Origin of the sequence: Streptomyces scabiei 87.22 (genome assembly GCF_000091305.1) — a bacterium.
In the GTDB taxonomy this organism is placed as follows: Bacteria; Actinomycetota; Actinomycetes; order Streptomycetales; family Streptomycetaceae; genus Streptomyces; species Streptomyces scabiei.
In genome coordinates, this window is the sequence record NC_013929.1 from 9,196,981 (window position 1) to 9,220,509 (window position 23,529).

21 protein-coding genes are annotated in these 23,529 nt (G+C 73.4%); 9 read left to right on the top strand and 12 right to left on the bottom strand.

Going from position 1 to position 23,529, the window contains the following annotated elements:
• Nucleotides 1-16 precede the first annotated feature (16 nt).
• The gene (locus SCAB_RS39680; protein ID WP_005474746.1) at nt 17-337 is read right to left on the bottom strand and encodes a hypothetical protein; all 321 of its coding nucleotides are present in this window, start codon (nt 335-337) and stop codon (nt 17-19) included.
• 354 nt (nt 338-691) lie between these two features.
• Between SCAB_RS39680 and cds1 the strand changes: the two genes are divergently transcribed.
• Nucleotides 692-1,816 carry an L-cysteine desulfhydrase Cds1 gene (cds1, locus tag SCAB_RS39685; protein ID WP_041670146.1) on the top strand — a complete coding sequence of 375 codons (1,125 nt, stop codon included), beginning with the start codon at nt 692-694 and terminating at the stop codon, nt 1,814-1,816.
• A 136-nt stretch (nt 1,817-1,952) separates the two neighbouring features.
• Here the strand turns inward: cds1 and SCAB_RS39690 are convergent, their stop codons facing one another.
• Nucleotides 1,953-2,786 carry a DeoR/GlpR family DNA-binding transcription regulator gene (locus SCAB_RS39690; RefSeq protein WP_013005690.1) on the bottom strand — a complete coding sequence of 278 codons (834 nt, stop codon included), beginning with the start codon at nt 2,784-2,786 and terminating at the stop codon, nt 1,953-1,955.
• 290 nt (nt 2,787-3,076) lie between these two features.
• On the opposite strand from SCAB_RS39690, the gene SCAB_RS39695 reads away from it, so the two are divergent.
• Nucleotides 3,077-5,530 (top strand): hypothetical protein, encoded by a 2,454-nt coding sequence (locus tag SCAB_RS39695; protein ID WP_013005692.1) that lies wholly within the window; start codon nt 3,077-3,079, stop codon nt 5,528-5,530.
• 197 nt (nt 5,531-5,727) lie between these two features.
• Here SCAB_RS39695 and SCAB_RS39700 read toward each other — a convergent pair whose 3' ends face one another.
• From SCAB_RS39700 to SCAB_RS39720, 5 genes are all read right to left on the bottom strand, one after another.
• Complete coding sequence (locus tag SCAB_RS39700; protein WP_013005693.1) at nt 5,728-7,230, bottom strand: alpha/beta hydrolase; 1,503 nt, start codon at nt 7,228-7,230, stop codon at nt 5,728-5,730.
• A gap of 119 nt (nt 7,231-7,349) precedes the next feature.
• Nucleotides 7,350-9,791, bottom strand: coding sequence for a right-handed parallel beta-helix repeat-containing protein (locus SCAB_RS39705; RefSeq protein WP_041670148.1), 2,442 nt, complete (start codon nt 9,789-9,791; stop codon nt 7,350-7,352).
• 111 nt (nt 9,792-9,902) lie between these two features.
• A complete protein-coding gene (locus SCAB_RS39710) occupies nt 9,903-10,526 on the bottom strand; it encodes an Rv1733c family protein (protein WP_013005695.1) in 624 nt (207 codons plus the stop codon).
• 291 nt (nt 10,527-10,817) lie between these two features.
• On the bottom strand, nt 10,818-11,642 hold the full coding sequence (locus SCAB_RS39715; protein ID WP_013005696.1) for an MOSC domain-containing protein: 825 nt from the start codon (nt 11,640-11,642) through the stop codon (nt 10,818-10,820).
• A 54-nt stretch (nt 11,643-11,696) separates the two neighbouring features.
• Nucleotides 11,697-12,128 carry a DUF6643 family protein gene (locus tag SCAB_RS39720; protein ID WP_013005697.1) on the bottom strand — a complete coding sequence of 144 codons (432 nt, stop codon included), beginning with the start codon at nt 12,126-12,128 and terminating at the stop codon, nt 11,697-11,699.
• A gap of 316 nt (nt 12,129-12,444) precedes the next feature.
• Between SCAB_RS39720 and SCAB_RS39725 the strand changes: the two genes are divergently transcribed.
• Complete coding sequence (locus SCAB_RS39725) at nt 12,445-13,746, top strand: TerD family protein (protein WP_013005698.1); 1,302 nt, start codon at nt 12,445-12,447, stop codon at nt 13,744-13,746.
• Nucleotides 13,747-13,751: 5 nt separating this feature from the next.
• On the opposite strand, the gene SCAB_RS39730 is transcribed toward SCAB_RS39725, so the two are convergent.
• The gene (locus SCAB_RS39730; RefSeq protein ID WP_013005699.1) at nt 13,752-14,927 is read right to left on the bottom strand and encodes a glycosyltransferase; all 1,176 of its coding nucleotides are present in this window, start codon (nt 14,925-14,927) and stop codon (nt 13,752-13,754) included.
• Between the two features lie 57 nt (nt 14,928-14,984).
• Here SCAB_RS39730 and SCAB_RS39735 point away from each other — a divergent pair, with 57 nt between their 5' ends.
• Nucleotides 14,985-15,791, top strand: coding sequence for a glutamate racemase (locus SCAB_RS39735; RefSeq protein WP_013005700.1), 807 nt, complete (start codon nt 14,985-14,987; stop codon nt 15,789-15,791).
• A 50-nt stretch (nt 15,792-15,841) separates the two neighbouring features.
• A complete protein-coding gene (locus SCAB_RS39740) occupies nt 15,842-16,399 on the top strand; it encodes a hypothetical protein (RefSeq protein ID WP_037726506.1) in 558 nt (185 codons plus the stop codon).
• Between the two features lie 32 nt (nt 16,400-16,431).
• On the opposite strand, the gene SCAB_RS39745 is transcribed toward SCAB_RS39740, so the two are convergent.
• A complete protein-coding gene (locus tag SCAB_RS39745) occupies nt 16,432-17,430 on the bottom strand; it encodes an O-antigen ligase family protein (RefSeq protein WP_013005702.1) in 999 nt (332 codons plus the stop codon).
• 293 nt (nt 17,431-17,723) lie between these two features.
• On the opposite strand from SCAB_RS39745, the gene lnt reads away from it, so the two are divergent.
• Complete coding sequence (gene lnt, locus SCAB_RS39750) at nt 17,724-19,340, top strand: apolipoprotein N-acyltransferase (RefSeq protein ID WP_013005703.1); 1,617 nt, start codon at nt 17,724-17,726, stop codon at nt 19,338-19,340.
• Between the two features lie 67 nt (nt 19,341-19,407).
• A complete protein-coding gene (locus SCAB_RS39755) occupies nt 19,408-19,881 on the top strand; it encodes an NUDIX hydrolase (protein ID WP_013005704.1) in 474 nt (157 codons plus the stop codon).
• 48 nt (nt 19,882-19,929) lie between these two features.
• On the opposite strand, the gene SCAB_RS39760 is transcribed toward SCAB_RS39755, so the two are convergent.
• Together SCAB_RS39760 and SCAB_RS39765 are read right to left on the bottom strand one after the other, a co-directional pair.
• The gene (locus SCAB_RS39760) at nt 19,930-20,940 is read right to left on the bottom strand and encodes a zinc-dependent alcohol dehydrogenase (protein WP_013005705.1); all 1,011 of its coding nucleotides are present in this window, start codon (nt 20,938-20,940) and stop codon (nt 19,930-19,932) included.
• Entirely contained in the window at nt 20,933-21,364 is a 432-nt protein-coding gene (locus SCAB_RS39765; RefSeq protein WP_013005706.1) for a tautomerase family protein, read from the bottom strand. Before SCAB_RS39765 ends, SCAB_RS39760 begins: the two co-directional genes overlap by 8 nt.
• A gap of 84 nt (nt 21,365-21,448) precedes the next feature.
• Here SCAB_RS39765 and SCAB_RS39770 point away from each other — a divergent pair, with 84 nt between their 5' ends.
• Nucleotides 21,449-22,039, top strand: a complete 591-nt coding sequence (locus SCAB_RS39770; protein ID WP_013005707.1) for a TetR/AcrR family transcriptional regulator — start codon at nt 21,449-21,451, stop codon at nt 22,037-22,039.
• A gap of 241 nt (nt 22,040-22,280) precedes the next feature.
• On the opposite strand, the gene SCAB_RS39775 is transcribed toward SCAB_RS39770, so the two are convergent.
• Nucleotides 22,281-22,757 (bottom strand): tautomerase family protein, encoded by a 477-nt coding sequence (locus tag SCAB_RS39775; protein WP_013005708.1) that lies wholly within the window; start codon nt 22,755-22,757, stop codon nt 22,281-22,283.
• Between the two features lie 174 nt (nt 22,758-22,931).
• Between SCAB_RS39775 and SCAB_RS39780 the strand changes: the two genes are divergently transcribed.
• The gene (locus tag SCAB_RS39780; protein WP_013005709.1) at nt 22,932-23,510 is read left to right on the top strand and encodes a TetR/AcrR family transcriptional regulator; all 579 of its coding nucleotides are present in this window, start codon (nt 22,932-22,934) and stop codon (nt 23,508-23,510) included.
• Nucleotides 23,511-23,529: the final 19 nt, after the last annotated feature.

Below are 23,529 nucleotides of genomic sequence, written 5' to 3' on the forward strand. Positions count from 1 at the left end.
TCGGCGACCCGCTTCGTCAGCCCCGCCCGGCGGCCCTGCGCACCGCCTCTATGAACCGGCGCGCCGAGGGCGGACCGGGCTTTCCCGGAGCCGGGTCGTGCTCATTCAGCGTGAGCGTGTAACGGGTGCCGTTGACGTCGGCCAGCGCCCGGTCCTCGTTGGCGAACCAGGGCTTCGAGGCGCGCACCGCCTGCACCGGGGCGCTGTCGATCTCGCTGCCGTAGCTGGTCAGCAACTGCAGCCGGCCGTCCTCGATCCGGACCTGCCCCGCCCGGGTGAGCTGCCGCAGCCTCTTCCCGATCCGGACGCCCGTGGCCCTGAACTCCGGCTCGGCCATGTATCCCGCCCCCTAGCGCGCGTCGACTGTCCCGTGTCGTGTGATCCTTCGCGGACCGTGCTCCAGTGTGCCCGAGGCCGCCTCCCCCTGAACGGCCCCGGTGGCGTCGACTCGGCCCGTGCGGTGAAGTCTGCACGTCCTGCGGGTCGAGCACCAGTGCGCACGGTGGACCGGGGGCGGGGTTCCGGCGCATGCGCGGCATGCGCCCCCCATGCGCCCCGCGCGTCCCTGCCACAGGAGTGCCTTTGAGGTGCTCAAAGGCATGTTTATGCAGGTGAGAAGCGTGTGGAAGGTGTTTATCATCGGTGTGTCCGACGCCGCGATCCGCCGTCGGCGCACCGTGAGGAGCACGTCGTGAGCACCCCCCACCCCACTCGTCCGGGCGCGACCCTTGATGTCGATCACACCGACGCCGGGTACCGCGGCTGGCTCAAAGAAGCCGTGCGCAAGGTGCAGGCCGACGCCAACCGCTCCGCCGACACCCATCTGCTGCGCTTCCCGCTGCCCGAGACCTGGGGCATCGACCTGTATCTCAAGGACGAGTCCACCCACCCCACCGGCAGCCTCAAGCACCGCCTCGCCCGCTCCCTCTTCCTCTACGGCCTGTGCAACGGCTGGATCCGGCCGGGCCGCCCCGTCATCGAGGCGTCCAGCGGCTCCACGGCCGTCTCGGAGGCGTACTTCGCCAAACTGATCGGCGTCCCCTTCATCGCCGTCATGCCCCGCACGACCAGCGCCGAGAAGATCCGCCTGATCGAGTTCCACGGCGGACGCTGCCACTTCGTGGACGACTCGCGGAAGATGTACGAGGAGTCGGCCCGCCTCGCGGGGGAGACCGGCGGCCACTACATGGACCAGTTCACCTACGCCGAGCGCGCCACGGACTGGCGCGGCAACAACAACATCGCCGAATCCGTCTTCCGCCAGCTCCAGTTGGAGCGCTTCCCCGAGCCCGCCTGGATCGTCGCCACCGCCGGCACCGGCGGCACCTCCGCGACCATCGCCCGGTACGTGCACTACATGCAGTACGACACCCGGATCTGCGTCGCCGACCCCGAGAACTCCTGTTTCTTCGAGGGCTGGACGACCGGCGACCCCGACGTCACCTGCGACTGCGGCTCCCGCATCGAGGGCATCGGCCGGCCCCGCATGGAGCCCAGCTTCGTCCCCGGCGCCGTCGACCGCATGATGAAGGTCCCCGACGCCGCCAGCGTCGCCGCGGTACGCGCCCTGGAGCAGGCCATCGGCCGCAAGGCCGGCGGTTCGACGGGCACGGGCCTGTGGAGCGCCCTCAAGATCGCCGCCGAGATGGTGGCGGAGGGCCGTCAGGGCAGTGTGGTGACCCTGCTCTGCGACCCGGGCGACCGCTACCTCGACAAGTACTACTCCGACGCGTGGCTGGCGGAACAGGGCCTGGACATCGCCCCGTACACGACGGCGATCGAGACGCTGCTGGCGTCGGGCGAGTGGACGGCCTGAGAGCGCCACCCCGGCGCCGGGTCCGGCCGCGCCCCGTCAGGGGTGCGGGGCCGTTCCGGTCAGCGGCCCCGCCGCGGGGGCACGACCGGCCACGGACACCCCGCAGCCACAGGCAGTCCTCGCCGCTCGACGGCGCTCAGTCGTCCACGCCGTCGTCGAAGTCCTCCCCGGCCACCACCAGCCGCCGCAGATGCTCCGCGATCTCGGCCCGCGCCTGCGCGGCCAGCCCCGCATCGGTCACCAGCGTGTCGACCTGCTCCAGTGCCGCGAACGAACTCAGGCCCACCGTCCCCCACTTGGTGTGGTCGGCCACCACCACGACCCGCCGCGCCGACTGCACCAGCCGCCGGTTGGTCTCGGCCTCCGCCAGGTTCGGCGTGGACAGACCCGCCTCGACGGATATGCCGTGCACCCCGAGGAACAGCACGTCGAAGTGGAGCGCCGCGATCGCCTGGTCCGCCACCGGCCCCACCAGGGAGTCGGAGGGCGTGCGCACCCCGCCGGTGAGCACCACGGTCGCCGCTCCCTGCCGGGGGCCCGTCGTGCGCTGGGCCGCGTGGAAGACGTCGGCGACCCGCACCGAATTGGTGACCACGGTCAGGTCCGGCACGTCCACGAGCCGGTGCGCCAGCGCGTACGTCGTCGTACCGCCCGACAGGGCGATCGCCGACCCCGGAGCGACCAGCTCCGCGGCAGCACGCGCGATGTCCTCCTTGGCGTTCAGCTCCAGCCCGGACTTCGCCTCGAAACCGGGCTCGTGCGTGCTCGCCTCGGCCACCGGCACCGCGCCGCCGTGCACCTTCTCCACCGCGCCCTGGCGGGCGAGCGCGTCCAGATCGCGGCGCACCGTCATGTCCGACACCCCGAGTCTGCGGGTCAGCTCGTTGACCCGGACCCCGCCCCGCCGTCGCACCTCGTCGAGGATCAGGGCTCGGCGCTGCTCCGCGAGGAGGTTCTGGTTCTCACTCACGCCCGCTCCGGTCCTCTCGCCCCATCACGCCCGACACGCCTTCCCTACCCCCTTTGACGAGGACATTCCCCCGTCCCCGGTCCCGAGGACGTCCCATATTCGCACGCCCCGTCACGGGCAAGGCCCTTGCCCGTGACGTCACCCGCACGTCACCCACCGTTCTCCGCGCCCGTCACTATCACACGGATCGAGGAGATTCGGTGACCACAGGTGTACGAGGCGCCCTCAGCGGCGATCATCAGTGCCTGCACATCACCTGACTTGCGGCGCGTCACGGGGGAAGCGGAACAGTGGATCGTGCGAGGGAACATACGGCACATACGGAACCCGGGGAACACCGGGAACGCGCCGCGGCGGAGCAGCGCCCGGAATCCGGCCGCACGGAGCCGGAGGGGCCCGCCCTCGAACTCCTCGTCCACGGCGTCGGCGGCACCAGCCCCGACCGCATGCTCGACGACCCCCGCACCGTCCGGATCACCGGCGACGACACGGCCGCCGTGTTCCGTCGCGCCGACGACGCCGACGCGGAGGAGCGCCCCGCCGACCGCCGGGGCGGACCCGTCCCCGAGGCCTACGTCTGGTGCAACCTCACCTCCGGCAACGGCTCCCGCGCGCTGTGGCTGTTACTGCTGCCGTTCATGGTCGTCAACCTCGCCCACTGGATGCGGCCCGGCGCCCGCGACCGCCGCCGGACCGTACGCCTCTACGGCCTGCTGGTCCGGCTGACCGGCCTGACCCTCACCGTGCTGCTCGTCGCGGCCGCCTGCGAGGTCGCGCTCGACCTGACCGCCTGGCAGTGCGCGGGCGCACGCGACTGCGCGCGGGCGCACACCTGGCTCGGATTTCTCTCCCCGGCCGTCTCCGACGACGGCTGGTGGAGCCTGCCCGGCCGCCGTCTCGCCCTGGCCGCCCTGGTGCCCAGCGCCCTGACCGGCCTGCTGTGGTACCTCTCCCACCGCACCTGGAGCGCGTACGAGTCCCAGCGCCCCATGGAACGCGGCGACACCCGCTCCGAGGACGACACCCACGCCGAGGACGAGGGGGCGCCGCGCGCCGCCCCCGACGCCGAGGACACCGCACGCGTCGCCCTCGGCCGGCCCGGCTTCTGGTACGGGCGCCGGCTCGTGGCCAGGCTGCGCGCCGCCCATGTGGCGGCCGGCTTCCTGACCGTGGCGGCGACCGTCGGCACGGCCGCCGCCCGTCATGACCGCCGGGCGGGCGGCCCGGCCGTCCTGGAACTGCTGGGCTCGCTGCTGAACGCGGCCCTGGTCGTGCTCGCCGTCGTCGTGGTGTGGGTGGTGTGCCGCCGTGGCCGCAGCGAAGGGCGCCTCGACCAGCACCTGGACGCCCACCTGGTACGCAGCCTGCCGTCCTGCGCGCTCGCCGTGCTCGTCCTCGCCCTGCTGTACGCCGGGTGGTCGCGCCCCGGCTGGCGGTCGGCGGGACGCCTGCCGGGGGACCTGACCTTCGGCGGGATCACCCTGGCCCAGGGTGTGCTGGTCCTCGCGCTCGGCGTGGTCGCCCGTCTGCTGTACCGCTCCCGGCCCGAGCCGCGCACCGCCCTGTACGGACTGGCCGGTCCCGCCGTCGCGATGCTTGCCTGCGCCCTCGGCGGCGTGATGTCCGCCGGCGTCGCCCAGCGCGTCGCCGACTGGCTGGGCGGCACGGACGACGCCCTGCCCGGTCCCCCCGTCCTGCTCACCTGGCAGGCATCCGTCATCCCGCCCTTCCTCCTGGTCGTCCTCGGCCTCCTCGGCTGGCTCGCGCGCCGCACCCTGGCCCTGCGGCGGTCGGAGACGGTGACCGTCGAACGGGAGTACGGCCTGACGCGGGAGCGACCCCACGAGGAGTGCCCCGGCGAGGAGCACGAGTCCCGGGACGACGGCCGCACCCGCCGGATCGCTCGCACCCGGGCCATGGCCGCGCTCACCGACCGGGCGCCCCGCCTCGTCGGCGTGATCTCCACCGTGACCCTGCTGCTCGGCGCGGCCGCCCTGACCGGTGCCCTGGTGACGCGGGAGACACCGGCGCGGGCGGCGCTCGGCTCGTCCGCCTTCGTCGCGGGCGCCGCCGAGGCCGCACAGGCGCTGGGGTCCTGGCTGATCGGCGTGGGCTTCCTGCTGTTCGTCACCTGGGGGCGCCGGGCCTACAAGGACGCCTCCGCGCGCCGCACGATCGGCATCCTCTGGGACGTGGGCACGTTCTGGCCGCGAGCCGCCCACCCGTTCGCGCCGCCCTGCTATGCCGAACGGGCCGTACCCGACCTGACCTGGCGCATGGCCACCTGGACGCGTGCCACGGGCGGCCGGCTCGTCATCTCCGGGCACTCCCAGGGCAGTGTCCTCGCGGCGGCCGCCGCCTGGCAGCTGACCCCGTCGGTCCGCAGCCGGGTCGCGCTCCTCACCTACGGATCCCCGCTGGAGCGGCTGTACGGGCGCTGGTTCCCCGCCCACTTCGGCCCCGAGCCGCTCGCCGCCCTGCACCGCGAGATCGACTGCTGGCGCAACCTGTACCGCCGCACCGACCCCATAGGCGGCCCCGTACGGCTGACGAGCGGGAACGGGCCCCAGGTCGACGCCGAACCCTTCACCGACCCGCTCGCCTACGGCCGTACCGCCGCCCACCCCCTGCCCGCCCCGATCCTCGGCCACTCCGACTACCAGGCGGACCCCGCCTTCGTCGAGGAACGGCGACACCTGCTCGACCGCCTCGACGCCGGACTGCCGGGCCCGCGGACTCCCTAGTGCCGCGGCAGGCAACGTTCGCCCCGTCGCGTCGCCCGGCACGCTCCCCCACTCTCGGCTTCGCTCGAGCGGGAGGGGCCCCCACCGCCGCACCGGGCACAAGCCCGAGTACATCCAGTACGAGGGCATGCGCCCGGCACGCCGAGAGCACGCACCGGACGCCGCTCCTTCACGGGCAAACGTTGCCTGCCGCGGCACTAGTCGGGGCAGGCAACGTCCCGCAGGGGTCGCTCGCCCGTGGTGAGGAACCGGGTCACGGCCCGGTCCCCGCAGGCGTTGCCCGTGCCGAGATAGACGCCGTGACCGCCGCGCTCGACCGTGACGAGCCGCGCCCGGTCACCGAGGGCCTGCCGCATCCGCAGCGCGCCGGCGTGCGGGGTCGTGGGGTCACGCCGGTTCTGGATCATGAGGATGTTCGAGGGGCCCCGGTCGGTGATCCGGGTGGGCCGGTCGGCGGGCGCGTCCTTCCAGAAGGCGCACGGCGGAATGCTCACGGGCAGCCCGGCGGTGAGCGGGTAGCGCGCCCGGTTCGCGGCCACCGCCCGCTCGTACCCGGCCACCGACCTCGGCCAGCGCACGTCGTTGCAGATCACCGCCGTCGTGCCCGAGGCGTCCTCGTCGCCCAGCGGTAGGGCGACCTCCGGCGGCAGCACCGGGGTCTCCCGCGGCGCCATGGCCGCGCGCACCAGCCGGGCCAGCCGGGGGAAGGCCGCGTCGTCGTACAGGGCGTTGTGCATGACCTGCCGCAGCCGGTTGCCGGTCAGCGGCACGCCCGGTGTCGTGGACTCCTTCGGGACGCGGTCCAGTTCCGCCGCCACGGAGAGGAACAGCGGCCGGACGTCCTCGGCACGCCGGGCCAGTCGCAGGCCCTCCGCCTCCCGGGCCGGGTCGGCGGCCCAGGCGGCGAAGTCCGGGAACCGGTCCTCGGCCCCCCGCGCCATGTTCGCCAGCCAGCCCCGCTCGACCCGGCGGGGGTCGGGGTCACCGCTGCTGTCGAGCACCAGCCGGTCGACGCGCCCCGGGTACCGCTGCGCGTACACGGCCCCGACGTAGGCCCCGTACGAGACGCCGTACGCCGACAGCTTCTTCTCGCCCAGGGCCTGCCGCAGCTGTTCGATGTCGCGCACCTGGTTGGCGGTGCTGAAGCTGCGCAGCACCGCACCGCCGTTGCGGGCGCAGGCCTCGGCGGTACGGCGGGAGCGGGCGACGTTCTCCGCGATGCCGCCGTCCGGCGCGGGCCAGGGCCGCAGGGTCACCAACTGGCGGTCCGCCTCGGGAAGTCCGCAGGACGCGCGGGTGCTGGCACCCACACCGCGCGGATCGAAACTCACGAGGTCGTACGCGGCTCCCGTCTCCCGCCGTAACGCCTCGCCCTGCCGGGTGAGTTTCGCCGTGCCGGAGCCGCCCGGCCCGCCGGGAAGCACGAGCAGGGTGCCGCGCCGGGCCTCGGGGCGCTCACTGGGCAGCCGGGAGACCGCGAGGGTCAGCCGGGGCCCGTCGGGGGAGCGGTGGTCGACCGGAACGGTCAGCTCGGCGCACTGCTGCCCGGCCGGCCCGCCGGGCCGGGCGCAGGAACGCCAGTCGAGGGCGGGGGAGGCGGCCGCCGTGGCGGACGCCGGGCCGGGAAGAGCGGTCAGCGTGGTGGCGGCGGCCGAGACGGACAGGGCCAGGACGAGAGCGCGTCGGGTGCGAATCTTCATGCGCCCATGCTGTCGGCCGGACCGCCCCGGTCCCATCCGGCTGACAGCACCCCTGGGGTGGGGCTCTCCCCCTGGGGCACACCCCAGTGATCAGGGGCTACGGCAGCTGGTGACAGGGACTACGGCAGTTCCGGCAGGTCCTCCGCGTAGAGCAGTGTCAGGTCGTCCTTGTCCGGTTCGTCGACCTGCGCCACCCGGCTCGCGTGGCGTTCCACCATCGCCTCGAACGTCTGCCGCGCGGTACGGCCGTTGCCGAAGGCCGGGCCCTTGGGGATCGCGGTGAAGTAGTCCAGCAGGGCCTCGCCGGCGCCGGGCGCCAGCCGGTACTCGTGCTCCTCCGCCTGCTGCTCCACGATGCGCAGCAGTTCGTCGGGGACGTAGTCGTCGAAGGTGATGGTGCGGGAGAAACGGGACGCCACGCCGGGGTTGACGGTGAGGAAGCGCTCCATCTCGGCCGTGTAGCCCGCGACGATCACCACCACCGCGTCCCGGTGGTCCTCCATCAGCTTCACCAGGGTGTCGATGGCCTCCTTGCCGAAGTCCCGTCCCGAGTCCTCCGGCGACAGCGCGTACGCCTCGTCGATGAAGAGCACGCCGCCGCGGGCGCGTTCGAAGGCCTCCTGGGTGCGGATCGCCGTGGAGCCGATGTGCTCGCCGACCAGGTCCACGCGGGACACCTCGACGAGATGCCCCTTCTCCAGGACGTCGAGCGAGGCCAGGATCTCGCCGTAGAGGCGGGCGACCGTGGTCTTGCCGGTGCCGGGGGAGCCCGTGAACACCAGATGCCGTTTGACGGAGGCCGCCTTGAGGCCGGCCCGCTGACGGCGGCGGCCCACCTCGATCATGTCGGTGAGCGCGCGGACCTCGCGCTTGACGCTGTCCAGGCCGACCAGCGCGTCGAGTTCACCGAGCACGGCCTTGGAGGCCCGCGCCGGGGTCTCGGGCTCCACGGCGGCCGGGGTGGCGGTCACCGGCTGTTCGGTGGTGCGCTGCCCGGGGATCGAGCCCAGCAGACCGGACGACGCGGCCGTGGTCTGTGTGACCGTCTCCTGCGGGGCCGGGGGCCGGACTCCCGCGCTCTCGTCGCTGGTGCAGTCCTCGACCACCGGACCGCCGCCCGCGGCACCGGAACCGCCCTCCGCGAACTCGTAGCCGCCGCGCGCGCAGCGCTCCGTACGGCACTTGCGCAGGGTGGCCCGGCAGCCGTCGATGACGTGGAAGCCGTAGCCCCCGCTGCCGGTCACCCGGCAGTTGAGGAAGCTGCCGCGACCCCCCGCGGAGACGTAGAAGCCGGCCTCGGCGGGCGAGGTGACGGTGCAGCGCTCGATGGTCGGGTCGGCACCCTTGGTGACGATCACGCCGGTCTGGGTGCCGTCGACGGTGCAGCCGTTGAGCGTGCCGCCGCTGCCGTGGTCGCGGAACCAGGCGCCCGTGGCGGCGTCCCGGATCCGGCAGTCGTCGAGCTGCGCGGTCGCCCCGTCGCTGACCGACACCGCGGTGTTCCGCACCTGCGACAGGTCGCTGTCGACGACGTCCGCGCGTGAGCCCCGGTCCAGCACGAACAGCGCGTCCGGCACATCGTGCACACGGCAGGACTCCAGCACCGCCGTCGCGCCGTCGCTGACCCAGACGGCCGGGTAGTCGCCGGTGCTGTCGAAGATCTCGCACTGGTTGGCGTCCACGCGGGTGCCGGGGTCCCACACCGACAGCCCGTTGCGCCCGAACTGCCGCACCGACGTGCGCGTCAGGGTGAGGACGGAGCGCGAGCGGAGGTCCACCGCGTTCTCCGGGATGTCATGGATCCGGCAGTCCGCGAGGGTGAGCACGGCGTCGGTGTCGAGAGTGATCCCGTCGGCCGTCGTCCGGTGCACATCGCAGTCGGTGAGATGGGCAGTGGCCCGGTTGGTGATCTGCACGCCGCTGCCGCGGACCTCGTAGACCTCGCAACCGACCGCCTCCAGCGCGGAGTTCTCCCCCGTCACCGTCAGACCCGAGCCCGAGGTGTGGTGCACCCGGCAGCGCTCCAGCCGGGGATGCCCGCCGCCGCGCACCGCGACACCGGCCTGACCGGCGGCCACGATCTCGCACTCCTCGAACACACCGCCGCCGCCGTCGACCACGGCGATGCCGATGCCCGCCGGGTTGTCCACGGTGCACCGCCGGACCGTGGGCCGGGCGCCGCCGCGCACCTCGATGCCGGCCGCGGAACGGGTGACGATCCGCAGGTCCAGCAGCTCGGGTGTGCCGTCCTCGACGAGCAGCGCGGGCGCCGCCGCGTCCTGGCCCTCCACGTGCAGGTCCTGGACGACGGCCGAGGCGGCCACGGTCAGCGGCACCCCGTCCGCGGGCGCGATGCGGACCGAGCCGGGCGAGCCCTCCGGACCGCGGAGCGTGATCCCCCGCTGCACGACGAGGTTCTCCCGGTACGTGCCGGGAGCGACGACGAGCACGTCGCCGTCGCTCGCGGCCTCCAGGGCTGCGGCGAGCGATGCGTACTCACCCGTGCGGCGCCGCCACCGCGATGTACCGGTGTGCGTCACCTGGACCGTGCCCTGTGCCATGGCGTTGCTGTGCCCCCACCTCGTGGAACGCGGGTCGATGCCGAACAGTTCGGCTGGTCGCTCCACCGTAGCGTGCGCGGGCAGGGGGAGTTGACCGGAGTGGGAAGGCCGTCAGCTGCCCGTGCCCGTCCTGCCCCAGTCCGGCCCCGCCTTGTCCCATGCCTGGTCCCAGCGGGCGTACCGGCGGCGGACCATGCGCCAGACGACCAGGCGTCTGACGCCCTCGACGAGCCCCGCGGCGAGCACGGTGGAGCCGAATCCGGCCAGCACCGCGTGGGTCGTCGCGGTGGCCGCGTCCAGGGGGCGGCCGACCGCGCGGCCCTGCCCGTCCGTCCACAGCGTGAAGTGGTCGCCGGGTCTCGGGGTCCTGAGACCGGCCAGGACCGTGCCGCTGCGTTCGGTGCCGTCCGGGCCGGTCCAGTCGGCGATCACACGGCTCTGCCGGCCGCGGGTCGTGGAGGTCTCCGGATCGGGGTCCAGCGGGGAGCCGTCGACCTTCTTGACGACGGTGGCCGTCACCCGGTGCCGGCTCTGCTGCTGGTCGCGCACGGACTGCTGCAGGGCTCCCTGGGCGGTGGTGCCGGCGACGGCGCCGACGAGGGGCGCGGCGACGAGGATCAGCAGCAGGGCGGCGAACGCCAGCCACGCCTCGACCAGATCGGTCGTCCGTCGCAGCGGATTGTGCCGCCAGCGCCACAGCCCGCGGATCGCCCGCAGTCCACCGATGGCCCGCATCGCATCACACCCCCTTCCGCGTCCGTGATAACCCGGGGCGGAGCCGTCCACGGGCGGTCCCGGTGAAGAGAGAGCGACGTCACTCTTCCACCGGGCCTTCTCATGAACTTCTCACAAACACCCAACGGCCTGACCCTGAGCATGTGTTCCCAGCTCGTGAAACCGAATCGTAGGAGATTGAATTTTCAAGCGGGAGACGGGGGTTCGCACACCGGGACGCGCGGGGGGCCGCTTTCGGGGCCGCATACCGGCCGCCTCAAGAAGGCTTGTACGGCGGTGAGTTCGGACTCGCTATTCGAGTATCCGCACCGGATCACCGATCCGCACGGTGCCGCCGGATTCCGGTACGAGGTTCTGCCCGAAGGCCAGCTTGTCGCCGAACCGGCGGTGGCGGGCGAGGGTGCGCAGGGGTTCACGGCCGCGCTCGCCGGTCTCCTGGTCGGTGGTGGTCACCACGCACCGGCCGCACATCTTCGCGACCCGGAAGGTCACCTCGCCGATCGCGACCCGCCGCCAGTCGTCCTCGGCCCAGGCGACCGTGCCGTCGACGACCACGTTCGGCCGGAAGCGGCTCATGGGGAGCGGGCCCTCCTCGGGATGGTCGCCCCGCGCGACCAGCGCGTTGAGCGCGTCCAGCGACGCGAGGGTGGTCAGCAGCAGGGGATAGCCGTCGGCGAAGCTGACGGTCTCGCCCGGCCGGGCGTACTCGGGGTCGAGCGGGCGACGGGTCGCCGGGTCGTCGAGGTGCGCCAGGCGCACGGAGGCGCCGAGGTGGTCGCTGAACCAGGCGTGCGCGGCGGCGTCGGCGAGGACCGCCTCCACCTTGTCCTGCCAGATCTCCACCGTGACCGTGCCGGTGGGCCCGGGCACGGGGACGGTCAGCGGCGCGCGGCCGGACGCGGACAGCAGAAGACCGCCGCCGGGCAGCAGCCCGGCGGCGGCCAACGCCATACGCGGATGCGGACGTTGAGTGATGACCTTGCCCGAGTCGTCGACCAGCACCCACCGACGGTCTCCCGCCAGCCCCCAGGGCTCCACGACGGCCTCGTCGGGGGCGAATCCCCGGGCCGCCTTCAGCGGATGGACGTGGATCGAGTGCAGCGACGGATTCCCCATGGGGTCATCCTGCCAGCAGACCGTGACAACCCCACGCGAATTGTGCCGAGTGCCTCAGTACCCGCGGTACTGCTGGCCGTTGTACGGATCCTGCTGGTAGGGGGCCGACGGGGCCGGACGCGGAGCCGCCGGGCGCATGGCCTCGTACCCGGCCATGGGCCGTTGCTGCTGCGGCTGGGCGCCCGGATAGCCGCGCGGGCCCGCGACCTGCTGCGGGATGTACGCGTTGGGGGCCTGCTGCAACGGCGAAGGCTGCTGCGCCTGCGGATAGCCGTAGGCGTTCTGCGACGGAGCCGACGGCAGGGCGGGCAGCGCCGACGGCAGCGCGGGCAGGTTGCTGCTCGGGATGTCGTACTGGGCGGGTACCCGGATCGGGGCGATCTGAGGGGTTCCCCGCTCGGCGACGAGAGAGTCGTAGATCGGGGTGTCCGCGAAGGACGAGGCGGAGTAGTAACCGCCGCCGTAGGTGGAGCGGGGGGAGGTCATGGCACATAAGTTAAGCCCACGATGTGCTGGTTGGGGAGACCGATAAGAGGGTTGTTTTCCGTGTCGGCAGTGACGCCGGACCCCCAATGCGAGCGAAGTCGGCGAAAAAGGGCAGCAAAGTGCGTACTGATCGTGTAAAGGCAGAGTTCCCGGCGGGTTACCGGCGGTCGGCCACGATCTTTCGGTACGGGTTCTGGGGGTTCCGGGCCCCGGGGGAATAGGTTTGGCGCCGACAACGGATCCGGCCGGATCCGACGGTCCGCGTGGGACGCGGTCTGGCGACGACCTTCTGGATGACCTTCTGATGGGGGCGGACATGTCAATGCCGAAAGGATCGAACACCGCGGTGCCGACGACCGCGCTGCGCGTGGAACTGGGCCGGCGCTCCGGACCGGGCGTGCCCGACACGGACGCCTCGGCGCTGCTGCTCGTCGGCGGAAAGGTGCGCTCGGACGCCGACTTCGTCTTCTACAACCAGCCCGCGCACTCCTCCGGCGCCGTCCGGCACGAGGGCAAACGGGACGCCGGCGGCCAGGTGACCGAGTCGCTCGTCGTCGACCTCGCGCGCGTGGAGCCCGCCGTCGAGACCGTGGTCGTGGCCGCCTCGGCCGACGGCGGCACCTTCGGTCAGGTGCCCGGCCTGCACATCCGCGTGCTCGACGAACGCGCGGGCACCGAGATCGCCCGCTACGACAGCGCGGACGCGGGGGCCGAGACCGCCTTCGTGCTCGGGGAGTTCTACCGCCGGCAGGGCGCCTGGAAGTTCCGCGCCGTCGGCCAGGGCTACAGCAGCGGACTGGAGGGCCTCGCCACCGACTTCGGCATCACGGTGGACGAACCCCAGCAGACGGCCGCCGCGCCCGCCCCCCTGCACGCGCCCACGGCACCCACGCCCGTCGCTCCTCCCGTCACCGTGCCGCCGCCCGTGACACACGCCCCGCCCCCGCCCCCCGCCCCTCCCGTGACGCCCCCCGCGCCGGTCCGCCTCACCAAGGTGACGCTCACCAAGGAGGCCCCGGCGGTCTCCCTCACCAAGCAGGGCGGCACCTCCGGCGCGATGCGCGTGAACCTCAACTGGGAGGTGCACAAGCAGTTCAAGGGGTGGGGCAGCAAGCTCGGCCGGGCCGTCGCCATGCACGCGGACCTCGACCTCGACCTGTGCGCCCTGTTCGAACTGTCCGACGGCAGCAAGGGAGTCGTCCAGGCGCTCGGCAACGCCTTCGGTTCCCTGCACCAGCCGCCGTTCATCCACCTCGACGGCGACGACCGCACCGGTGCCGTCAGCAGCGGCGAGAACCTCACCGTCAACCTGGACCACACGCAGTACTTCCGGCGCATCCTGATCTTCGTCACCATCTACGAGGGCGCCCGCTCCTTCGCCGACCTGCACGCGACGGTCACCCTCCAGCCGCAGCACGGCGCGCCCATCGACTTCTCCCTCGACGAGTGCACCGTCCCCTCCACCGTGTGCGCACTCGCCCTCATCACCAACCAGGGCAGCGACCTCATCGTCCAGCGCGAGGCCCGCTACCTCGTCCCCGAACGCGGAGTGAGCCCGCAGCGTACGGTCGACTACGCCTACGGGTGGGGCATGAACTGGACCCCCGGACGGAAGTAACCGCGCTACCCCTCCTCGGGGACCGGCTCCGGGCGTGCGTAGGTGCGGCCCTTCCAGGCCGCACCGCGCCCCCGGTGGTGCCGCACGGCGGAGTCCACCGTCATCAGCAGATACAGGAACGCCGTGAACGGCAGCAGCGGAGCGAGCCGCCGGGGCTGCTCGTAGTGGCGGAGCATCGGCAGGTACGTCACCGTCATCAGCAGCCAGGCGAGGCCGCCCAGGTACGCCGCCGCCGGATCCCGGGCGAGCAGCCCCGCCAGGAGCGCGACGGGCGGCACGAGGTAGACCAGGGTGAGGCCGAGGACCGTGCCCGCCAGCAGCAGCGGGCTGTGCAGCAGCTGGGCGTAGGCGCTGCGCGCGACCATGTCCCACAGGTCGCGCAGCCGGGGGTAGGGGCGCACGCTGTCCACCCGCTCCGCCAGCCCCAGCCAGATCCGGCCGCCGCTCCTCTTCACGGCCCTCGCCAGGGCCACGTCGTCGATGACCGCCTGCCGGATCGCCTCCGGGATCCGCGCCCGCTCGGCGGCCTCGGTGCGCAGCAGCACACAGCCACCCGCCGCTGCCGCCGTGCGCGCACCCGGGACGCGGATCCACCGGAACGGATACAGCTGGGCGAAGAAGTAGACGAAGGCCGGCACGACGAGCCGCTCCCACGGACTCTCGGCACGCAGCCGGGCCATCTGGGAGACCAGGTCGAAGCCGCCGGTGCGCGCGGCCGCCACCAGCGCCCGCAGACTGTCGGGCCGGTGCGCGATGTCCGCGTCCGTCAGCAGCAGGAACTCGGGCCCCCGCGCGCGTGCCAGCTCGATCCCGTGCCGTACGGCCCACAGCTTGCCCGTCCAGCCCGGGGGCGGTTCCCCCGGCGAGGACACCGTCAGGGCCGGCCCGCCGTGCCGTCGGGCCAGCTCGCGGGCCAGGTCACCGGTGCCGTCCGAGCTGCCGTCGTCGACCAGGAAGATCTCCGCCCGGCCGGGATAGTCCTGCGCCAGCAGCGACGGCAGGCTCTCCGGTAGCACCCCGGCCTCGTCGCGGGCGGGGACGACGACACACACGTCCGGCCAGTCGTCGGGATCCCGGCGCGGGGGCAGGCGCACATCGGTGCGCCAGAAGAAGCCCTGGCCGAGCAGCAGCCACAACCAGGCGGCGAGTGATCCGGCGGAGGTCCACGCGATGGCGCTCACGTCCGCAGTCTGCCCCACGGCGGCGGCCGTACCGAGGCCATCGTCTATCGTGGCCGGGTGAAGATCGCGCTCATGGATTCCGGTATCGGTCTGCTCCCCGCCGCCGCCGCGGTACGGCGGCTGCGGCCCGACGCGGATCTGGTGATCTCCTCCGACCCCGACGGCATGCCCTGGGGACCGCGCACGCCGCAGGACCTCACCGAGCGCGCCCTCGCCGTCGCGACGGCGGCGGCCGCCCATGCGCCGGACGCCCTGATCGTCGGCTGCAACACCGCGTCCGTGCACGCCCTGCCCGCCCTGCGCGCCCTCCTCGAACCCGGTCTGCCGGTCATCGGCACCGTCCCGGCGATCAAGCCCGCCGCGTCCGGCGGCGGCCCCTTCACCATCTGGGCCACGCCCGCCACCACCGGCAGCCCCTACCAGCGCGGCCTGATCGAGGAGTTCGCCGGCGGCGTCGCGGTCACCGAAGTGCCCTGCTGGGGTCTGGCCGAAGCGGTGGAGCACGCGGACGACGCGGCGATCGACGCCGCGATCGCCGCGGCCGCCGCCCTCACTCCCGCGGACGTGACGACCGTCGTCCTCGGCTGCACCCACTACGAACTGGTCGCCGAGCGCATCCGGGCGGCTGTCCAGCAGCCCGGCCGCCTGCCGCTCGTGCTGCACGGTTCCGCCGGCGCCGTGGCCGCCCAGGCGCTGCGCCGCATCGGGGAACTGCCCAAGCCCGAGGCCGACTGGACCGGGGCGACGCTGACCGTCATCCTCAGCGGCCGCGAGGGCCCGCTGCCCGCCCCGGCGCTGGCCTACGCGGAGGGCGCCCTGCTCCGGACGACCGCGCCCGTACCGGCCGCCCACCCGGAGCAGTGACGCTCCGCGACCAGGTGCCCGCGCTGCGGAATCTGAGTAGTCTCAAAGCCATGAGGGACCACCCCCACGGCGAGACGGGTACCCCTGCGGGCCCGGGCTCCGAGGTCTGGACCGGCCGCGCGACCAACCGCGGTCAGTGGCTGCTGGCGCTCGGCGGTGCCGCGTTCATGGCACTGGGCATCGAACTGGCGGTCGACTCGGCGTGGACGTCCGGTACCGCCCCGCTCGTCATGGCGGTCGTCGGCTGCATCGCGGCCGGACTGCTCGTCCTCTTCGGCACCCTCGCGTTCGTCCATGTCTCCGTGCGGGTCGACGACGAGTGCCTGGAGGTCCGGTGCGGCCACATCGGCGTACCCCGTCGCCGTATCCCCCTGTCCCAGGTCGCCGACGCCGACTTCGCGGCCTGTGTCACTCCCCACCAGTGGGGCGGCTGGGGCTATCGCTGGCGGCCCGAGAAGGGCACCGCCGTCGTCGTACGGCGGGGGGAGGCCGTGGTGCTGCGCCTGTGGGACGGCCACACGTTCACCATCACCGTGGACAACGCGGAGACGGCCGTCCGTGTCATCCGCGCCCGGCTGAGCCCCAGGGCGTCCGGCGCCGCGCGCTGACCACCTGCCGCTTCGCGGACACCCCTTCTGTACTAGAGCCCTCCGGGGCCGGACCCCGCACCGCCGTCGTCGTGGTCGTCCTCGTCCGTCAAGGGACGGGCCGTCGCCATGCCCGCCAGCAGGCCCGCGCCCGCCGTCACCGTCGTGAAGCTCAGCGCGTTGCCGACCGAGGCGATCGCGGCCAGCGCGGTCAGGGCCGCACCGGCGGTGAGGACGACCGGCGTGGAACGCGGGGCCCGCCACAGCACGTACAGGATCCAGCCGAACACGGCGGCGAGCAGGACGACCCCGACGAACCCCTGTTCGGCCGCCAGCTGCAACGGAGCCGAGTGGGGACGGTCGTCGGACGGCAGGGACAGCGCGACCGTCGGGCTCAGTTCCCCGAAACGGCCCGGCCCCGTGCCCAGCAGCGGCTCGTCACGCGCCAGGCCCAGCGCGTCGCGCCACAGCAGCACCCGGTGACCGGTGAGCTGCCCCTCCAGCAGGTCGGTCAGTCCGGCCGGCAGCGCGTCCTCGGCGATCGCCCAGACCGTCGCCGTCACCACGGCCGTGCCGGCGGCGAGCCCCGCGAGCCCCAGGCCGCGATGCCGCATCCGGTCCGACGCGAGCGAGCACAGCAGCACGCCCACGCACGCGGCGACACCGGTGGTGGACCCGAGCACGGCCGCCGTCACCGCGATACCGCAGGCCAGCAGCCGCAGAGCCGGCCGCGGCCCGGGGGAGGGCGCCGCCCAGGCGGCACAGCAGGCGGCGCCCGTGGACAGGGCCAGCAGCGCGGCGGTCGCACCGCTGTGCCCGAGCGGCGCGATCAGCGCCGAGCTCCCCACGGTGTGCGGGGACGTGACCGCCAGACCGAATCCGGCCAGTGCCGCGACGGACGGGGCCAGCACCGGCAGCAGCGCCCCGCAGATCCGGCCCGCCGCATACCCGGCCGCCACGGCGAGCACCGCGAGCAGCACCCCCTCGGGACGGCCGCCCCGGGCCGCCGCCGTGGTGAGGGACCAGGCCGCGCACGCCCCGAGCAGGAGCACACCCGTGACATCGGAGACGTTCCGCCTCTCGTGTGCGGCCGGCGCTCCGGCCGCGGACCGCGTCCTCGTGGACCCCAACCCGTCGCCCCCCGACGCCTCTCGCCTGTGCCGGGCCTCGACCGCCCGGAACACGTCCGGCCGCACGTCAGAGGCTCGCGGACACCGTAACGGGTGATGCGCCGGTTTGTGGACGAGTTGCGCAGAAACGTTGCGGCCGGGGTGCGGCAAAAGCCTCACGCCGGACGCCCGGGCCGCGCTGTCGGCGCCGGGGTGACGCGCCGTACACTCCCCGAGTGACCGTCACCGCCACTCCCGTAGACGAGCCGGAACAGCTCGAACCCCAGGCCGCGCCCGTCTCCCGGGTGTCCCGATGGGCCGCCCGGCTCCTTCCGGCCGCCGCCGCGGCGCTCTCCGGGGTGCTGCTCTACGTCAGCTTCCCGCCCCGGACCCTGTGGTGGCTGGCCCTGCCGGCCTTCGCCGTCCTCGGCTGGGTGCTGCGCGGACGCGGCTGGAAGGCGGGCCTCGGCCTCGGCTACCTCTTCGGCCTCGGCTTCCTGCTTCCGCTGCTGGTGTGGACCGGTGTGGAGGTGGGCCCCGGACCATGGCTCGCGCTCGCCGTGATCGAGGCGGTGTTCGTGGCGCTCGTCGGCGCGGGTGTCGCCGTGGTCTCGAAGCTGCCGGGCTGGCCGGTGTGGGCCGCCGCGCTGTGGGTCGCCGGTGAGGCGGCACGCGCGCGTGCCCCGTTCCACGGCTTCCCCTGGGGCAAGATCGCCTTCGGGCAGGCGGACGGTGTCTTCCTGCCGCTGGCCGCGCTCGGTGGCACCCCCGTGCTCGGCTTCGCGGTCGTGCTGTGTGGCTTCGGGCTCTGCGAGGCGGTGCGGCTGCTCGTCGCGAACCGCCGCACCGGCGAGGCCGTACGGCGGGGCACCGCCGCCGTGGCCGCGCTCTCCGTGGCCGTCCCCCTGGCCGGTGCCTTCGCGTCCCGCGCCCTGGTGAGCGACACGGCGGAGGACGGCACCGCGACCGTGGCGGTCATCCAGGGCAACGTGCCGCGCCTGGGGCTGGACTTCAACGCGCAGCGGCGGGCCGTGCTCGACTACCACGCCAAGGAAACCGAACGGCTGGCCGCCCAGGTGAAGGCGGGCAAGGTCGCCCGGCCCGACTTCGTGCTCTGGCCGGAGAACTCCTCCGACATCGACCCCTTCGCCAACGCCGACGCCCGCGCGGTGATCGACCGGGCGGCCACCGCCATCGGCGCCCCCATCTCCGTCGGCGGTGTCGTCGAGCGGGACGGAAAGCTCTACAACGAGCAGATCCTCTGGGACCCGGCGAAGGGCCCCGTCGACACGTACGACAAGCGGCAGATCCAGCCGTTCGGCGAGTACCTTCCGCTGCGCTCGCTCATCGGCGCCATCAACGGCGAGTGGACCTCCATGGTCCGCAAGGACTTCAGCCGCGGCACCGAACCGGGCGTCTTCACCATGCACGGCGCCAAAATCGGTCTCGTCACCTGCTATGAGGCGGCCTTCGACTGGGCCGTGCGCTCCGAGGTCACCGACGGCGCCCAGCTGATCTCGGTGCCGAGCAACAACGCGACCTTCGACCGCAGCGAGATGACCTACCAGCAGCTCGCCATGTCCCGGGTCCGCGCCGTCGAGCACAGCCGAACCGTCACCGTGCCGGTGACCAGCGGCGTCAGCGCGATCATCATGCCGGACGGCCGGATCGCGCAGAAGACGGGCATGTTCGTCCCGGACTCGCTCGTCCAGAAGGTCCCGCTGCGGTCCTCGCAGACGCCCGCCACCCGGTACGGCATCGCGCCCGAGATGCTGCTGGTGCTGGTCGCGGCCGGTGGACTCGGCTGGGCGATCGGGGCCGGTGTGCGCGGGAGGCGCGCCGGTGGCGTGTAGCCGTACGCCTCGCGTGCGCGTGCCGGAACGGCGGGGGTGAGGGAACCGGCCCGTTAGGGTCGGCTCCATGGCTACCCCTGACTTCATCCGCACACTCCGTGCCTCCGCCGGCAACCAGCTCCTCTGGCTCCCCGGAGTCACCGCCCTCGTCTTCGACGACGAGGGCAGAGTGCTGCTGGGCCGCCGGTCCGACACCGGCAGGTGGGCGCTGATCGGCGGTATCCCGGACCCGGGCGAGCAGCCGGCGGCCTGTGCCGTGCGGGAGGTCTACGAGGAGACGGCGGTGCGGTGCGTGGCCGAACGGATCGTCCTCGTACAGGCGCTGGACCCGGTGCGGTACGACAACGGTGACGTCTGCCAGTACATGGACACCACGTTCCACTGCCGGGCCGTCGGCGGCGAGGCACGGGTCAACGACGACGAGTCGCTGGACGTCGGCTGGTTCTCGCTGGACGCCCTGCCGGACCTGAACGAGTTCGCGCTGTTCCGGATCAAGCAGGCGATGTCCGACGCGGTCACCTGGTTCGATCCCACGGCCTGAGGTCCGGCCACCGGGCCCGGTGGGATCGGGGCCCGGTGTGCCCCACGGTCAGGCGGCGGGGCGTACGAAGACCGGCTTGAGGTGCTTCTCCGGGAGTGCGTCCGGGAGTTGCTCCCAGTCGAGGACGTGGGAGACGACCCGGGCGGGGTCGACCTTTCCGGAGCGGGCCAGTTCGAGCGCGTCCGGGAGGTGGGCCCGGACGTTGTCCCGGGCGATCCGCAGGGTGACGCCGGTGAGATACATGTCCAGCAGGGGCAGTTCACCCGGCCGGAAATGATTGCCCGCCGACTCGCACACCCCCTCCGGCGCGAGGGAACCGACCGCCAGCGCCAGCTGGTCGACCCGTCCGGTGGCCTCGACGGCGAGGTCGAAGCCGTGCGGTACGGGCTCGAACACCTCCGCGGTACGGGCGCCGAAGCCCTCGGCGAGAGCGCGGTGACCGGGGTCGGGGTCGACGTACAGCACGTCCGAGGCGCCGAGCGCGCGGGCGATGTCGCACACGTACAGGCCGATGCTGCCCCGCGCGACGACCAGGACACGGGCGCCGGGGCGGTTCCTGAGGTGGGGGGCGACCAGCCGCCAGGACAGGGACCAGTTGTCGCTCGCCGAGGCCATGGCGACCGGGTCGAGGCCGGCGGGCAGGGGCACCAGCATGGCCTCCGCGTACGGCACCCGGACCAGGTCGGAGAAGAGCCCGCCCCAACTGCCGCCGATCGGCGCCCCGTACATCGCCATGTGCGGTACGGACGTGCAGTGCGCGGTGAGTCCGGCGCGGCAGTGGTCGCAGGTGCCGCAGTTGACGGACCAGGGGACCACCACCAGATCGCCCGGGGTCACGGTGGTGACGGCGTCACCCGTCTCGACGACCCGGGCCACGCATTCGTGACCGAGGGCGAAGGGCGGTTCGAGGAAGCCGTGGCCCGCGAGGATCGCGGAGTCCACGTCGCACGAGGTGGCGGCGACCGGGGCGACGATCGCCTCCCGGCCGGACCGGAGCACGGGGTCGGGAGCCTCCCGCCACTCCACGGTGCGGCGGGCCACGTAGGTCAGTTCACGCACCTGCCCGCTGCTCCCTCGCCAGTGCGACGAGGTCGGCGAAGCGGATGACGTTGCCGCCCGCGCCCCAGGTGCCCTCGGGCTGGTCGTTGACCAGCACCCAGACGCGCATGGCGTGGTCCGGGGAGAGCCCGGCGGCGTCGAGGACCGTCGTGGTGGCCTCCGCCACGAGCCCGGCCCTGCGCTCGTCGTCCAGAGCGCCCTGCGGGACCGTCACCTCCACGAGGAAGCGCGGCTCGTCGTCCTCGGCCGTGGTCTGCGCCCCCTCGGGCAGCTCGATCAGGTAGCTCCACGCCTGGGCGCGGAAGAACGGCAGGTCGGGCGCGCGCTCCCAGCGCAGCAGTGCGGCGGCCAGCTCGCGCTGAACGCTCGCACGGCCCTTCTCGGTCAGCGAACCGGCGGGGGCGGTGAGCCGGATCATCGGCATGGCGGGTTCCTCTCTATGACGAACGCTATAGACGGGGGTCACGCTAGACTATGACGAGCGACATAACCAGAGGGGACTACGATCTTGACGCACGGCGGCTCGCCGTCCCGTGAGCGCATCGTGGCCGGGGCGGCCGACCTGATCAGCAGACGCGGGCTGCACGCCGCGAGCATCCGCAACCTCGCCAAGCACGCCAAGGCGCCGCTCGGTTCGACGTACCACTACTTCCCCGACGGCAAGGCGCAACTGGCCACCGAGGCCGTGCGGTACGCGGAGACGGCCATCGCCCGAGCTCTCGGCAAGGCACTGAAGGACGGGCCCGTCGACGGGGTCCGTGCCTTCCTGGCCCTGTGGCGCGGCATCGTGGTCGACAGCGAGTTCCGGGTGGGCTGCCCCATCCTCGCGGTGTCTGTGGAGGAGCCACCGGACGGCGAGATTCCCGCGGCCCTCAGTGCCGCCGCCGCGGCGTTCGACGGCTGGGAGCGCCTGCTCGCCGACGCGCTGTGCGACCACGGCGTCGAACCGGAGCGGGCGGCCGCCCTCGGTGCCCTCGTCGTGGCCTCCGTCGAGGGCGCCACCGCCATGTGCCGTGCCAAGCGCAGCGCCCGGCCGCTGGACCAGGTGGGGGAGCAGCTGGTGGCGCTGATCGCCGAGGCCGTCGAGGGCCGGGGCTGAGGCCGGCAGGGGTGTGACCGGGCGGCGTCGGGCTTCGCCGCCGAAAGCTCTACCGTGCTGGGCCGGTGTGGTGAGACGCCGCTGCCGTCAGCCGTCAGCCGTCAGCCGTCAGCCGTCAGCCGTCAGCCGTGAGGGCTCGGGCGACCTCGGCGCCGTCCGCCCGTGCCGCGGGCGCCGACCCGTGCCCGCGGCGCTGCGCATGTTGTTCGCCGGGCTCGCCCGGGCGGGCCCGGCCGTGGACTCAGGCCCCGACGGCTCGCCGGATCGCCGTGGCCTTCTCCTCGGTGAACACGCCGCTGTCGAGGAGGGACAGAACCGACAGGACCCCGCGGCCGGAGCCCCAGCTGCCCTCGTCGACGACCCGGAAGGTGACCCACCACGTCGGCGAGGGCTCGGGGAGCCCGCAGGCCGCGGCCATCGCGGCCAGGACGCGCTCGATGACCTCCGCCCTGACCTCCCGGCGCCAGTCCCCGTCCATCACCATGACGTCGATCACCATGGCGTCGGCGGGCTGCTCGCCGTCCGCCAGGAGCCGGCCGCCGATCGCGGCCATGTCGCTGGCCCGCTCGTCGAAGTGCACCTGGAACCCGGCCCGCGCGGCCGGGGAGAACCGGCCGACCTCGGGCACCAGGACGGCGTCCGTCAGGGTCTCGGCCAGCGTCCGGCGCTGGTCGGGGCTCAGCCTGCCCTGCACGGTGTTCACGGTGATGACGGTCATGACTCTCTCCTATGACGAGTGTTATAGCGGAGACCGTACACCTCCTCGCGAGGCGCTCCGGCGGGCCGGGTGGTGGGCCGGGGGTTCGTTCCCGGCCGGAAGTCGCGGTAAGGTCGCCCTAAGTGGACATCTGTCCGGCAGTGCCGGGCGTGCGTCAGGAAGGGCGGGCGAGGGGTGTCGGCGAGTGAGGTGCCGCAGCGGTCCGACGCGCAGCGCAATCGCGAGCGCATCCTGAAGGTCGCGCTGGCCGAACTGGCGCGCTCCGCCGACGTCCCGCTCAGCACGATCGCCAAGAAGGCGGGCGTGGGGCAGGCCACCTTCTACCGCAACTTCCCCAGCCGCGAGGCGCTCGTCCTGGAGGTCCATCGCCAGGAGGTGCAGCAACTCGTCGACGGTGCGGCCGCATTGCTCCGCGCCCTGGAGCCCGACCGGGCGCTGCGCGCATGGCTGGACCACCTCGCCCGCTACGCCACCGCCAAGGCCGGCCTGGCCGACGCACTGCGCCGGGCCACCGCCGCGACGGGTGCCCCGGCGAAACCCGGCTCCCCGCTCCTGGTCGCCGCGGTCGAACGCCTGCTGACGGCCAACCACGCCGCCGGAACCATCCGCCCGGACGTGACCGCAGACGACGTCGTCCTCGCCATCGCCGGCGTCTGGCAGCTCGACCCGCAGGGCGACTGGCAGCCCCGCGCGGCCCGTCTCTTCGACCTCGTCATGCGCGGTCTGCGTACGGGGGCGCCCGGCCGGGGGTAGGGCGCCCGCGCGCGGGTCG